Genomic DNA, 12,693 nt, shown 5'->3' with positions numbered 1-12,693 from the left:
GTCGAAGGGACATCGACGATGTACGGAACGACGCACGGCAAGAAGAGAGCGGCGGTGCTGGCGGCCTCGCTGTCCGGCCTGCTGCTGGCCGCACTCCCCGCACACGCGGCCACGGCCGCCACCGCTCCCGCCAACACCGGGTTCGAGTCCGGCAGCACCGGCTGGTCGACGTACTCGGCCGCCGGGCGGAACGCCGCCTCCTTCACCGAGGCGGGCGGCCACGGCGGCAGCAGCAGGCTCAGCCACTGGTCCGCGTCCGCCTACAAGGTGGAGACGTACCAGTACCTCACCGGACTCACCGACGGCACGTACACCCTGAGTGCCTGGGTGCGGTCGGGCGGCGGCCAGAACTCCGCGTACATCGCCCTGCGCGACTGCGGCGGCGCCGAGCAGCGCACCGACCTGCCGCCCACCGCGAACGGCGGCTGGATCCGCCTCGTCACCTCGGTCAGGGTCACCGGCGGCTCCTGCACCATCAGTCTGAACTCGGACGCCCACGCGGGGGAGTGGGCCAACTTCGACGACATCGCCTTCACCCCGGGCGCCACCGGACTCTCCGTGAAGGGCGGCGACCTCTCCACCCTCCCGAAGAACGAGGCGCACGGTGCCGTCTACCGCGGTGCGAGCGGGACCGCGGGCGACGCGATGAGCCTCCTGGACTCCGCGGGCATGAACTACGTCCGCCTCAAGGTGTGGGTGAACCCGGCCGACGGCTTCAACGACAAGGCCCACGTCCTGGCCATGGCCAAGCGCGCCAAGGCCCTCGGCATGAAGGTGCTCGTCGACTTCCACTACTCCGACGGCTGGGCCGACCCCGGCAAGCAGAACAAGCCCGCCGCCTGGTCCGGGCACGGCTACGCGCAGCTGCGGACGGACGTCTACGACCACACGTACGACGTGCTGAACGCCCTCAAGGCACAGGGCACCACCGCCGACATGGTCCAGATCGGCAACGAGATCAACGCCGGGATGCTCTGGCCCGAGGGCTCCACCGACCACTGGTCCCAGCTCGCCGGACTCCTCACCTCGGGTGCCAACGCGGCGAAGGCCGTCTCGTCCGGTACGAAGGTGGCCCTGCACCTCGCCAAGGGCGGCGACAACGCCGGCACCCGCTGGTGGTTCGACAACGCCGTCGCGTACGGCGTGCCCTTCGACGTCATCGCGCTCTCGTACTACGGCTACTGGCACGGCCCGCTCAACGACCTCCAGACCAACCTGGACGACGCCGCCGCCCGGTACGGAAAGCCGGTGCTGGTCGCCGAGACGGCCTACGCGCACACCCTGGCCGACGCCGACGGGCTGGAGAACAACATCGCCACCGCGGACCAGCTCGTCAGCGGCTACCCCGCCACCCCGGCCGGGCAGGCGGCCAACCTCCGCGACGTGCTGAACGTCGTCGAGGCCGTCCCGGGCGGCCGGGGGCTGGGCGCGGTGTACTGGGAGCCGGCCTGGACCGCCGTCGGCGGCAGCGGCTGGGACCCGGCCGACCCCTCGTCCGGCAACGCCTGGGAGAACCAGGCCCTGTTCGACTACGACACGAAGCTGCTCCCGGCGGCGAGCTGGTTCTCCCACCGGTAGGCACGCTACGGCTGCGGGGTCTCCTCCAGCGGCGCCCCGCGCCACTTCCACGAGGTGACCCGCTCACGGCCCGGCAGATCGGCGCGGCCGGTGGACCAGAGCAGGACGGTCCACCGGTCCTCGTCGTCCGGCGCGTCGGGGAAGAGCCGGGCCAGCACCCGGTCGCACAGGTCGTCCGGCGGGGTCCACCCGATGCCGAGGCCCCCGGCGATGTCATGGGCGTGCACCAGGGTCTCCACGACGCCCATGGCGGCGAAGCCCTCCGCGTCCGACACCCCGAACCCGTGGTACGAGCGGACGTCCGGAGCCGTCGTCCGGACCATCGCGGCCAGCAGCGCCCCGCTGGTCTCCAGGGTCTGCAACAGCCCGGCCGTGCCGGCCGCCGGGTCCGCGAAGATCGCGTTGAACGGGCCGCCCTCGCGCCGCGGGGACCAGTGGAACGGCACCTCGTTCTCCAACGGCGGCGACTGCGGGCCCAGTTGGGCCGCGTACGCGAACAGGTCGTCGCTCAGGTGCTCCACGGTCTCCCAGCAGTCCCAGCTGAGGGTCCCCGCGGGAACGTGCCAGTCGGTCGCCGGCGACTCCTTGAACGCGGCCACCGCCAGCCGTACCGCCGACGTCACGTCGTCCGCCGTGACCGGCAGCCGTGTCCCGGTCAGCCGGGCGCGCTCGCCCGCACTGCACTCCACACAGAACTCGTTGCCCTCCGGATCGGCCAGGGTCACCCAGCCCCGCCCGTTCGGCCTGCGGTGGTCGCCGACGAGGGTGGCACCGAGGGCGAGCAGCCGCTCGACCTCCTCGTCCCGGGTGCGGTCGTCCGGCTGGATGTCGAAGTGGACGCGGTTCTTGGAGCTCTTCGGCTCGGGCACGGTGACGAACAGGAGGGCGGCACCGGGGGTTTCGAGGAGAGCCTCGGGGTCGCCGGGGAAATCGTCGTCGGCGAGGGAGGAGCCCAGCACCTCGGCCCAGAACGTGCCGAGCTTGTGGGCGTCGGCACAGTCGACGGTGACGTGATGTACGTGTGAGGTCATGGCCCCCACTCTCACCCGCGGCCGTAACCGGGGTCCAGCGGGTTACGGCCGCGGGGGCGGGACGGTGTTCCCGTCCCGCCCCCGCCACGACCGCCGTGCGGTTCCGCTACCGCACCGGCGTGAAGTCGCGCGCCCCGATGAACTCCGGGCGGCGGACCGGTGCCGCGAAGGGCTCCTCGGCCGCGTTCTCCACGCTGTTGAACACGATGAAGACGTTGCTGCGCGGATACGGGGTGATGTTGTCCCCCGAGCCGTGCATGCAGTTGCAGTCGAACCAGGTCGCCGAACCGGCCGCGCCCGTGAAGAGCTTGATGCCGTGCCGGTCGGCCATCTTCGTCAGCGCCTCGTCGGACGGGGTGCCCGCGTCCTGCATCTGCAGCGACTTCTTGTAGTTGTCCTTCGGCGTCTCGCCCGCACAGCCGAGGAACGACTTGTGCGAACCGGGCATGATCATCAGCCCGCCGTTGGTGTCGTGGTTCTCGGTCAGCGCGATCGACACGGACACGGCCCGCATGTGCGGCAGCCCGTCCTCGGCGTGCCAGGTCTCGAAGTCCGAGTGCCAGTAGAACCCCGAGGCACCGAACCCCGGCTTGACGTTGATCCGGGACTGGTGGACGTACACGTCCGAGCCGAGGATCTGCCGGGCCCTGCCCACCACGCGCTCGTCGCTGACCAGCCGGGCGAAGACCTCGCTGAGCCGGTGGACCTCGAAGACCGACCGCACCGAGTCCGACTTCGGCTCGATGATCGAGCGCTCGTCGGCCCGCACCGCCGGATCGGCGATCAGCCGCTCCAGCTCGGCGTGGTAGCCGGCCACCTCGTCAGGGGTGATCAGCTGGTCGACGGTGAGGAAACCGTCGCGTTCGAGGCCCTGCAGCTCCTGGGCGGCGATCGGACCCGGTGCGCCCGGCGCGGACCAGATGACCGGGTCCTGGCGGGGAGTGGTCATCTCGGCGGCGCCGCGCGACGGGTACAGGTCGGCGCGTACATCAGTGGTCATGGTGGTTCAGGCCTCCTCGGTCAACAGCGGGTATACACCGTTCTCGTCGTGGTCCTCCCGTCCGGTGACGGGAGGGTTGAAGACGCACACGCAGCGGAAGTCCGTCTTGGGGCGCAGCGTGTGGTGCTCGTGCCCGTTCAGCAGGTACATCGTGCCGGGGGCGATCCAGTGCTTCTCGCCGGTCTCGTCGTTGGTGAGTTCGGCCTCGCCCTCGGTGCAGAGCACGGCCTCGATGTGGTTGGCGTACCACATCGACGTCTCCGTGCCCGCGTAGAGCACGGTCTCGTGGAGAGAGAAGCCGACCTTCTCCTTGGCGAGCACGATGCGCTTGCTCTCCCAGGTGCCGGAGGCGGACTTAATGTGCCGGTCGGTGTTCTCGATGTCACTGAACGATCGGACGATCACGGTGGGTCAGTGCCTTTCTCTCTGCAGCGGTGTTTCTCGTCGGGCCCGCCCGGGGCGGGCCCGGGTCAGGCGGTCTCGCGGACGCAGCGGGCCAGCGTGCGCAGGCCCTCGTCCAGTTCCTCGGGGGTGATGGTCAGCGGCGGCAGCAGCTTCACGACCTCGCTCTGCGGGCCCGAGGTCTCCAGCAGCAGGCCCAGCTCGAAGGCCCGGGCGCAGACGGCCGACGCGCGCGCCGGGTCGTTGAACTCCAGGCCCCACACCAGTCCGCGGCCGCGGAACTGCGCGGTGTCGTGCTCGCCGCAGATCGCCAGCAGCGCCGACTCGACCTGCTCGCCGCGGGCCAGCGTCTGCTTCTCCATCTGGCCGTCGGCCCAGTAGGCGTCGAGGGCGGCGGCGGCGGTGACGAACGCCGGGTTGTTGCCGCGGAAGGTGCCGTTGTGCTCGCCCGGCTCCCAGATGTCCAGCTCGGGCTTGAACAGGCACAGCGACATGGGCAGCCCGTAGCCGCTGATGGACTTCGACAGCGTCACGATGTCCGGCGTGATGCCGGCCTCCTCGAAGGAGAAGAAGCCGCCGGTACGGCCGCAGCCCATCTGGATGTCGTCGACGATCAGCAGCATGTCCTGGCGCTCGCACAGCTCCTGCAGCGCGCGCAGCCACTCGGCACGGGCGACGTTGATGCCGCCCTCGCCCTGCACGGTCTCCACGATCACCGCGGCGGGCTTGTTGAGGCCGGAGCCCTGGTCCTCCAGGAGCCGCTCGAACCAGAGGAAGTCGGGGACCTGGCCGTCGAAGTAGTTGTCGAACGGCATCGGCGTGCCGTGCACCAGCGGGATGCCGGCGCCGGCCCGCTTGAAGGCGTTGCCGGTGACGGCCAGCGAGCCGAGCGACATGCCGTGGAAGGCGTTGGTGAAGGAGACCACGGACTCGCGGCCCTTGACCTTGCGGGCCAGCTTCAGCGCCGACTCGACGGCGTTGGTGCCCGTCGGGCCGGGGAACATCACCTTGTACGGCAGGTCGCGCGGCCGCAGGATGACGTTCTGGAAGGTCTCCAGGAAGGCCCGTTTGGCGGTGGTCGCCATGTCGAGGCCGTGGGTGATCCCGTCGCGCTCGATGTAGTCGATCAGCGCGCGCTTCAGCACCGGGTTGTTGTGGCCGTAGTTGAGCGAACCTGCGCCGGCGAAGAAGTCGAGGTACGAGTGGCCGTCCTCGTCGGTCAGCCGGGCGCCCTGCGCGCGGTCGAAGACGGCGGGCCAGCCGCGGCAGTAGCTGCGTACCTCGGACTCGAGGGTCTCGAAGACGCTAAGTGCGGGCGGGGTGATGGTCACAGCGGGTCTCCTGCGTGAGGGGGGTTGTGACGGGCGGCGGTGAAGGGGGACCGCGACGGGCTCGGCCCGTCGGCGGAAGTGCCTGCTCAGGCGTGGAACGGGCCGATGCGGTAGAGCACTTCCGGCAGATGGGTGGCCTCGGGGAACAGGCCGCCGTCGAAGAGCACCTCGTGCTCCAGGGCCACGTCGTGGCGCTGCGCGTAGGAGGTGAACAGGCGGTCCGACGCCTTGTTGTCCGGCGTGATGGTCGTCTCGACCGAGGCGAGCCCCTGCTCCGCGGCGACGCGTGCGGTCAGGGCGTCCAGCAGCTTCCCCGCCAGTCCGGTGCCCCGGTGGCCGTGGTCGACGGCCACCTGCCAGACGACGAGCGTCTCGGGGCGGTCTGGCCTGATGTACCCGGTCACGAAGGCGACCGGGCCGCCGGTCTCGTCGCGGGCGACCACGGAGGTCGCCGCGAAGTCACGGCACCACAGCAGGTAGCTGTACGAGGAGTTGAGGTCCAGGACCTCGGAGTCGCGGGCAATGCGCCAGATCGCGGCTCCGTCCTCCACTCGCGGGGTGTCGATAGTGATGAATTCGCTTCGGGCACGTGCAAAATCTGCTGGTGCGGCGGTCATGTGAATTGAATTTACCCAGCAAAAATCGAAATTGCATCGAGGCAAGGGGTTGGGTGGCGCGACTCCTTGTGTTATCACGCGAGTGTGCGCCCCGGCGCGAATCGGCTACGGTTTCTTCCGATTTGGTATGCATATATCCGGCATAATGCCCTCGGTGTGGAGTCGGTCACAAGGTAGTAACTCTCGTGAGACGCAACCGAATTGTGTAGATCGGGAGCCCCGGAAACTGGGGTGTTTAGCCCTCCGGAAAGCGGGCAGAAGAATGCGGGAAGCTGCTCTGGACAAGGCAGCTCCCCGCATTTATGGAATACGTCGGAATCTATTCGCCGAGCCAGGTTTCCGATACGGCCTTGCGGGCAGCTTCCAGATCGACCTGCCGGCCGGCATCGGCCAGCGCCGCCCCCAGAGCCGCGAGCGAGGAGAGCACCGCGCCCCGCGTCGCATCCACCCCGTAGTGATTGACCCGGATCATCTCCTTGGACAGCGCCCCGCCTCCCGCGATCAGCGGCAGCGACGGGTCCGCCGCGAGCGCCCGCGCGACCAGCTCCGCGGCGTCCACGCCCTCCGGCGTGCGCAGCGTCGTCGCCACCGGCGCCGCGTCCCGCGCCTCGTGCACGTACGGCGTCAGGCCCCCGCCGAGCGCCACCGCACCGGCCCGGGTGGCCGCCGCCGCGACGGCGTGACGGGCCATCAGCGCGTCCAGGCCCTCCGTCTCGATCCGCTCCACGCAGGCCTCCAGCGCCAGCATCTCCAGCTGGGCCGGGGCGTGCAGCAGCGCCTTGCGGCCGCCGTCGATCCAGCGCTCCTTCCAGTCCAGCAGGGAGAGGTAGGAGCGGCGCGGGGCCTGCGGGTTGGCGGCGATGCGCTCCCAGGCCCGGGCGCTCACCGACACCGCGGACACCCCGGCAGGGCCGCCCATCGCCTTCTGCGCGCCGATCACGCACAGGTCCACACCCCACGCGTCCGGCAGCAGCGGCTCGGCACCCACCGAGGCGACGGCGTCCAGCATGAACAGCGCCCCGTGCGCCCGGACGACCTCGCCGATCTCCGCGACCGGGTTGGTGTTGCCGGTCGCGGCCTCCGCGTGGACCAGCGAGACGAAGTCGATCTCCGGGTGCGCGGCCAGCGCCTCGGCGACCTGGGCGGCCGTCACGGCCGTGTGGAAGGGCACCGCGAGATCGATGACCTCGGCGCCGCAGTCGCGCAGCCAGTTGCCGAAGGTCTGCCCGTACGGCCCCGTGACCACGTTCAGCGCCGTCGAACCGGGCCGGGCACCGCCCCTGATGCAGCCTTCGAGGGGGAGGAGCGCCTCGCCCTGCATGATGACGACGTCCTGCTCGGTGTCGAGAAGACCGGCCACCCGCCGCTCGATCGCGGCGAAGTGCGCGGCGGTGAGCGGGGTCAGGTCGAGGAAGGGGTGCGTCACGGTGGTGCTCTCTTCGCGATCGGATCGGTGTGCGGCCCGGCCTGCGGACCTGGCTTGCTCCGAGGGTACCGAGCGCCGCGGGGACGCCCCGGACCCGTCCGCCGGATCGGCCCGCGCGGGGCGCGGCGCCGGGTCCGGGGCGCCGTGCGGCGCCTCGTACAGTGCTGCCCATGAGCGATCACGAGGCGCGGGTGCTGCAGGTGAAGGGGCGGGTGCTCGTCGGACCCGAGGAGGTCAGGGACGAGATCTGGGCGGTCGACGGACGCGTGACGTACGAGCGGCCCGCCGGTGCGGACGACGCGGTCGTCGTCACCGGCTGGGCGCTGCCGGGACTCGTCGACGCCCACTGCCACGTCGGGCTCGACCACCACGGCGCCGTCGACACCGCCACCACGGAGAAGCAGGCCCTCGACGACCGGGAGGCCGGCGCGCTCCTCCTGCGGGACGCGGGCTCGCCCGCCGACACCCGGTGGATCGACGGCCGCGAGGACCTGCCGAAGATCATCAGGGCGGGCCGGCACATCGCCAGGCCCCGGCGCTACACCCGTAACTACGCCCATGAGATCGAGCCCGACGAACTCGTGGCGTACGTGGCGCAGGAGGCGCGCCGCGGCGACGGCTGGGTGAAGCTGGTCGGCGACTGGATCGACCGCGAGGTGGGCGACCTGACCGCCTGCTGGCCCCGCGAGGAGGTCGCCGCGGCCATCGCCGAGGCCCACCGGCTGGGGGCCCGGGTCACCGCGCACTGCTTCGCCGAGGACTCCCTGCGCGATCTCGTCGAGGCCGGCATCGACTGCGTCGAGCACGCGACCGGGCTGACCGATGAGACCATCCCGCTCTTCGCCGAGCGCGGGGTCGCGATCGTCCCCACCCTGGTCAACATCGCCACCTTCCCCGAACTGGCGCAGGGCGGCGAGGCCAAGTTCCCGCGGTGGTCCGCCCATATGCGCCGGCTGCACGAGCGCCGCTACGACACCGTGCGGGCCGCGTACGACGCCGGGGTGCCGGTGTTCGTCGGAACGGACGCAGGCGGGGTGCTGGCCCACGGACTGGTGGCCGACGAGGTCGCCGAGCTCGTCAAGGCGGGCATCCCGCCCCTGGAGGCGCTGTCCGCGACGACATGGGGAGCGAGGGCGTGGCTCGGCAGGCCCGGCCTGGAGGAGGGCGCCCCGGCCGACCTGGTGGTGTACGACGAGGATCCGCGGGCGGACGTACGGGTGCTGGCGGCCCCGCGCCGGGTCGTGCTGAACGGGCGCGTGATCGGCTGATCCCGGTGTCCCGGGTCCGGGCCGTGCCCGGACGGGCCCGGGACACACCGTGTTGACCGGCAGTGACCGGGAGCGGGCCCGCTCGTTGAATCACTTCACCGTCTCCCGTGCACGGGCCGTCCGGGCCGCCCGCGCTCGGTGAAACGGGTGAACGCGAGGAACGTACGTGCCGGAATATTCGAATGTAGACACGGAAACCCCCCTTTGGGGTGAACTCACCTCAGGTATCTGCCAGTTCACCCTCTGTGCGTAAAGATTCACGGAGTCGAGGCCACCGGTGCCCGCGATGTCCCCCATTGGACGGCGCCGGTGGCTCCATGTCTCTTGTGGGGGTTCCACCATCTTGAACAGCAACACCTTCCGCCTCGCCGCCCTGGCGGTCGCCGCCGCTCCCGTCGCCCTGCTGGTCGCCGTCCCGGCGCACGCCACGGACGCGACCACCACCACGACCACCGGTGGCGGGAAGGCGAGCGCGGTCGTGCTCCGTACCGCACTCGACGTCTCGCTCCTGAACAAGACGATCGATGTGCCGCTCAAGGCCACGCTCAACGAGGTGCAGGCGCCGAGGAGCGCCGAGAAGACCGCGCTCAGCGTGAAGCTCGACGGGGTGGAGAGCGGAAGGCCGGTCGACGTGCTGCGGGCCGACGTGGCCACGGCGAAGGCGACCGTCGGCAAGCACCGCGCCGAGGGTTACACCAATGTGGCCAGGGCGCGGCTCCACCTGCCCGGTCTGCCGCTGCTCTCGCTGATCGAGGTCGAGCAGGTCACCTCCAAGGCCGTCTGCGAGGTGGGCCACAAGCCGGTGGCCGAGTCGAACGTCCTGGGTCGTGTGAAGGTCCTCGGCAAGCGGATCACCCTCACCGCCGGAGGCACCACGCAGGTCAAGGTGCCGGGCGTCGGCGCGGTGACGCTCGACCTGTCGAAGACCAGCACCACCTCGCGCACCGCGGCCGCGGTGGCGCTCCAGCTGAAGGTCTCGGTCAACCCGCTCGATCTGAACGTCGCCGACGTGCAGGGCGAGGTCACCCTCGCCGAGGCCACGTGCGAGACGCCGAAGGCGGCGGGCGGCACGGGCGGCGGGGACAACGGAGGCAATGACAACGGCGGCAACGGCAACGGAGGCAACGACAACGGCGGTTCGAGCGACGGCGGCTCCACCGACGGCGGTTCGGACAACGGCGGTTCGGACAACGGCGGTTCGGACAACGGTGGCTCGGACAACGGCGGCTCGGACAACGGTGGTTCCGGCAGCAGCGGTTCGGGCGGCGGCGACGTGAAGCCCCAGACCGGCACCGGTCACGCGCCCCAGTCCGCCGTCGACGCCGACCTCGCCGAGACGGGCAGCAGCTCCACCACGCCGTACGTCGCCGGCGGTGCCGCCTTCCTGCTGGCGCTCGGCGCCGGTGCGATGGTCGTGGCCCGGCGGCGCGCGCAGGACTGACGCCCGGGCGCACATGAGCAGGCCCGAGGGGGCGGCCGGGGGGCCGTAGGGGGACGGAGGGGAGGGGAGCGGCGTTCCGCAGGCGGAACGCCGCTCCCCACTTGTGCGGCCGCGCCACCGGATGCCGACGACCGCCCCCGCAGGACGGGGATCGGCGCTATGTTCGGCTGCCATGGACCAGACCACAGACCCGGCCACGCCGGACGAAGCGGCGCCGGAGTCCCTCTTCGAGCAGATCGGCGGCGCCGGAGCCGTCGCCGCCGTGGTGGACATCTTCTACGCACGCGTTCTGGCCGACCCCGAGCTGACCGCCTACTTCGCGGGCAAGGACGTCACCCGGCTCAAGGCCCACCAGCGGCTCTTCGTCGGCAGCGCCCTCGGAGCCACGACCCCCTACACCGGCCGGGCCATGGGCCGCGCCCACCAGGAACTCGCCATCACCGGGCCCCACTTCGACCGCGTCGTGGACCACCTCGCCGCCGCACTGACCGACGGCGGCGTCGATCCCGCCACCATCGGCGTGATCGCCGCCAAGCTCGCCCCGCTCAAGCCGGACATCGTCAGCGGCTGACCGCGGACAGCACCTGGAGCGCCTGGTCGAACGCCTGGAGGAAACGGTTGGTCGTCGTACGGTCCCGGACGGCCAGCCGCAGCCACTCGGTGCCGAGCCCGGGGAACGTGTCGCCGCGCCGGGCCGCGAAGCCCAGCAACCGCAGCCGCTCGCGTATCTCCGCGGCCCCCTCCAGCCGGACCAGCACGAACGGCCCCTGGGCCGGCTCCACCACCCGTATCTCGGTGAACTCCCGCAGACCCGCGACCAGATGGCAGCGGTCCACCGCGATCCGGTCCGCGGCCGCCGCCGCCTCGGCCAGTGCCCGCGGCTCCATGCACGCCTCGGCCGCCGCCAGCGCCGGCGACGACACGGGCCACAGCGGCTGCGCCTCCTCCAGCAGCCGCACGGTCTCCGGCGCGGCCGCCACGTACCCGATCCGCAGCCCGGCCAGCCCCCACGTCTTGGTGAGGCTGCGCAGCACCACGAGCCCGGGGACGTCCGTACGGCCGCACAGCGCCTCGCGCTCGCCCGGCACCGCGTCCATGAACGCCTCGTCGACCACCAGCGTCCGCCCGGGGCGCGCCAGCCGCTCCAGCACGGCCGCGGGATGCAGTACGGACGTCGGGTTGGTCGGATTGCCGACGACCACCAGGTCCGCGTCCGCAGGCACATCGGCCGGGTCCAGCCGGAAGCCGTCCCCGGCCCGCAACAGCACCCGTTCCACCTCGTGCCCGGCAGCGCGCAGCGCCGACTCGGGCTCGGTGAACTGAGGATGGACCACGACCGGGCGGCGGGCCGGCAGGGCCCGGGCGATCAGCACGAACGCCTCCGCCGCACCGGCCGTCAGCAGCACTCGCTCCGCAGGCAGCCCGTGCCGTGCGGCGACCGCCGCACGCGCCTGACGCCCGTCCGGATACGCGGCGAGCGCGCCCAGGGACGCGGCTATCCGCTCCTTCAGCCAGGCCGGTGGGGTCCCGGCCCGTACGTTGACGGCGAGATCGGTCAGATCCCGGCCCCGTCCCCGTACCTCCGCGTCACCGTGGTGCCGCAGATCGTGCGCGCCCGCGCCTGTGGCGCCGGGGCGTTCAGTGGGAGTGTGCATGACCGCCATGGTGGGGGTGGTGGTGATGGCCGTCGTCGTCAGGGTGGAAGTGCGGCTGCTGCGGCAGTCCCACCTTGTCCTCGAAGCCCGGCAGTGCGATCCGGTACACGCAAGAGTCGCAGTTCATCCGCAGATCGCCCTTGACTGCCTCCCGGTAGCGCTCCATGACCAGATCGAGCAGTTCCTCAGCGGCACCGATCACCTCGGCCGACCGGACGTCCAGCTCCGCATGGGCGGCGGCCCACTCCTCGGTCTGGTGACGCACCCGGTCCGGCAGGATGCCGGTGAAGAGGAAGTACGGCAGAACGACTATGCGCCCCGCACCCAGCTTCACGCAACGGTCGAGACCGGACGGCACGTCGGGGGCGGCCAGCGAGACGAACGCCGTCTCCACACCCGCGTAGCCCCGCCCCTCCCAGAACAGCCGCGCCGCCTTGTACACCTCGGCGTTGGCGTCCGGATCGGTGGAGCCACGCCCCACCAGCAGGACCGTCACCTCGGACCGGTCGGTGTCGCCCAGCACCTCGTCGACCCGCCGCTCCAGCACCTTCAGCAGCCCCGGGTGCGGGCCGAGCGGACGCCCGTAGGTGTACGAGATGCCCGGGTGGCGCTCCTTCTCACGGGTCAGCGCCGCCGGGATGTCGCCCTTGGCGTGACCGGCCGACACCAGCATCAGCGGGACGGCGGCGAAGTGCTTGACGCCCTGCTCGACGAGTTCGGTCACCGCGTCGCCCAGCGGCGGCGGCGACAGCTCGATGAAGCCGCCCGCGACGGGCAGCCGCGGGTTGCGGGCGCCGAGCTCGGCCACGAAGTCACGGAAGGCGGCTGCCCCGCCCTCGTCCCGGGTGCCGTGGCCGGCGATGAGCAGTGCGGGCTGGGCGGACGGGGTGTTCACGGATTCTCCTCGGTGTTCATGGGGGGTGGTGCGGTGCGGTGCGGCGGGC

12 protein-coding genes are annotated in these 12,693 nt (G+C 71.5%); 4 read left to right on the top strand and 8 right to left on the bottom strand.

The genetic code is table 11. From position 1 onward, the window contains the following. Positions 1 to 18: 18 nt before the first annotated feature. The gene (locus tag OG408_RS09465) at positions 19 to 1,578 is read left to right on the top strand and encodes a glycoside hydrolase family 53 protein (RefSeq protein ID WP_326669329.1); all 1,560 of its coding nucleotides are present in this window, start codon (positions 19 to 21) and stop codon (positions 1,576 to 1,578) included. Positions 1,579 to 1,583: 5 nt separating this feature from the next. Here the strand turns inward: OG408_RS09465 and OG408_RS09460 are convergent, their stop codons facing one another. From OG408_RS09460 to OG408_RS09435, 6 genes are all read right to left on the bottom strand, one after another. After that, positions 1,584 to 2,609 carry a VOC family protein gene (locus OG408_RS09460; protein WP_326669327.1) on the bottom strand — a complete coding sequence of 342 codons (1,026 nt, stop codon included), beginning with the start codon at positions 2,607 to 2,609 and terminating at the stop codon, positions 1,584 to 1,586. 106 nt (positions 2,610 to 2,715) lie between these two features. Then, positions 2,716 to 3,609, bottom strand: coding sequence for an ectoine hydroxylase (gene thpD / locus OG408_RS09455; RefSeq protein ID WP_266777243.1), 894 nt, complete (start codon positions 3,607 to 3,609; stop codon positions 2,716 to 2,718). 6 nt (positions 3,610 to 3,615) lie between these two features. Next, positions 3,616 to 4,014 carry an ectoine synthase gene (locus OG408_RS09450; RefSeq protein WP_266777241.1) on the bottom strand — a complete coding sequence of 133 codons (399 nt, stop codon included), beginning with the start codon at positions 4,012 to 4,014 and terminating at the stop codon, positions 3,616 to 3,618. 65 nt (positions 4,015 to 4,079) lie between these two features. Beyond that, on the bottom strand, positions 4,080 to 5,342 hold the full coding sequence (gene ectB / locus OG408_RS09445; RefSeq protein WP_266777240.1) for a diaminobutyrate--2-oxoglutarate transaminase: 1,263 nt from the start codon (positions 5,340 to 5,342) through the stop codon (positions 4,080 to 4,082). Between the two features lie 86 nt (positions 5,343 to 5,428). Further along, a complete protein-coding gene (gene ectA / locus OG408_RS09440) occupies positions 5,429 to 5,893 on the bottom strand; it encodes a diaminobutyrate acetyltransferase (protein ID WP_266777238.1) in 465 nt (154 codons plus the stop codon). A 385-nt stretch (positions 5,894 to 6,278) separates the two neighbouring features. Continuing rightward, positions 6,279 to 7,385 carry a pyridoxal-phosphate-dependent aminotransferase family protein gene (locus tag OG408_RS09435; protein ID WP_285568597.1) on the bottom strand — a complete coding sequence of 369 codons (1,107 nt, stop codon included), beginning with the start codon at positions 7,383 to 7,385 and terminating at the stop codon, positions 6,279 to 6,281. A gap of 170 nt (positions 7,386 to 7,555) precedes the next feature. Between OG408_RS09435 and OG408_RS09430 the strand changes: the two genes are divergently transcribed. The 3 genes from OG408_RS09430 (at position 7,556) to OG408_RS09420 (ending at position 10,665) form a co-directional block, all read left to right on the top strand. Continuing rightward, positions 7,556 to 8,653 (top strand): amidohydrolase family protein, encoded by a 1,098-nt coding sequence (locus OG408_RS09430; RefSeq protein ID WP_266777234.1) that lies wholly within the window; start codon positions 7,556 to 7,558, stop codon positions 8,651 to 8,653. A gap of 343 nt (positions 8,654 to 8,996) precedes the next feature. Further along, a complete protein-coding gene (locus tag OG408_RS09425) occupies positions 8,997 to 10,094 on the top strand; it encodes an SCO1860 family LAETG-anchored protein (RefSeq protein ID WP_326669323.1) in 1,098 nt (365 codons plus the stop codon). A gap of 172 nt (positions 10,095 to 10,266) precedes the next feature. Then, positions 10,267 to 10,665: a group I truncated hemoglobin gene (locus tag OG408_RS09420; RefSeq protein WP_266777230.1), complete on the top strand. Its 399-nt coding sequence runs from the start codon at positions 10,267 to 10,269 to the stop codon at positions 10,663 to 10,665. Here OG408_RS09420 and cobC read toward each other — a convergent pair. Both cobC and OG408_RS09410 read right to left on the bottom strand, forming a co-directional pair. Further along, complete coding sequence (cobC, locus tag OG408_RS09415; protein ID WP_442806019.1) at positions 10,655 to 11,749, bottom strand: Rv2231c family pyridoxal phosphate-dependent protein CobC; 1,095 nt, start codon at positions 11,747 to 11,749, stop codon at positions 10,655 to 10,657. The two genes, OG408_RS09420 and cobC, sit on opposite strands and share 11 nt — an antisense overlap. Beyond that, positions 11,733 to 12,644 (bottom strand): sirohydrochlorin chelatase, encoded by a 912-nt coding sequence (locus OG408_RS09410; protein ID WP_266777228.1) that lies wholly within the window; start codon positions 12,642 to 12,644, stop codon positions 11,733 to 11,735. The genes cobC and OG408_RS09410 overlap by 17 nt, the downstream gene beginning before the upstream one ends. Positions 12,645 to 12,693: the final 49 nt, after the last annotated feature.

Origin of the sequence: Streptomyces sp. NBC_01257 (assembly GCF_035917255.1) — a bacterium.
Lineage (GTDB): Bacteria > Actinomycetota > Actinomycetes > Streptomycetales > Streptomycetaceae > Streptomyces.
Note: the sequence above shows the minus strand (reverse complement) of the source record. Positions and strands in the feature narration are given on the sequence as shown.

What these genes read in the sequence shown, in the direction of transcription:
- OG408_RS09465 (WP_326669329.1), top strand. Translation starts at nt 19, where the DNA reads ATGTACGGAACGACGCACGGCAAGAAGAGAGCGGCGGTGCTGGCGGCC.
- OG408_RS09460 (WP_326669327.1), bottom strand. Translation starts at nt 2,609, where the DNA reads ATGACCTCACACGTACATCACGTCACCGTCGACTGTGCCGACGCCCAC.
- thpD (WP_266777243.1), bottom strand. Translation starts at nt 3,609, where the DNA reads ATGACCACTGATGTACGCGCCGACCTGTACCCGTCGCGCGGCGCCGCC.
- OG408_RS09430 (WP_266777234.1), top strand. Translation starts at nt 7,556, where the DNA reads ATGAGCGATCACGAGGCGCGGGTGCTGCAGGTGAAGGGGCGGGTGCTC.
- OG408_RS09420 (WP_266777230.1), top strand. Translation starts at nt 10,267, where the DNA reads ATGGACCAGACCACAGACCCGGCCACGCCGGACGAAGCGGCGCCGGAG.
- cobC (WP_442806019.1), bottom strand. Translation starts at nt 11,749, where the DNA reads ATGCACACTCCCACTGAACGCCCCGGCGCCACAGGCGCGGGCGCGCAC.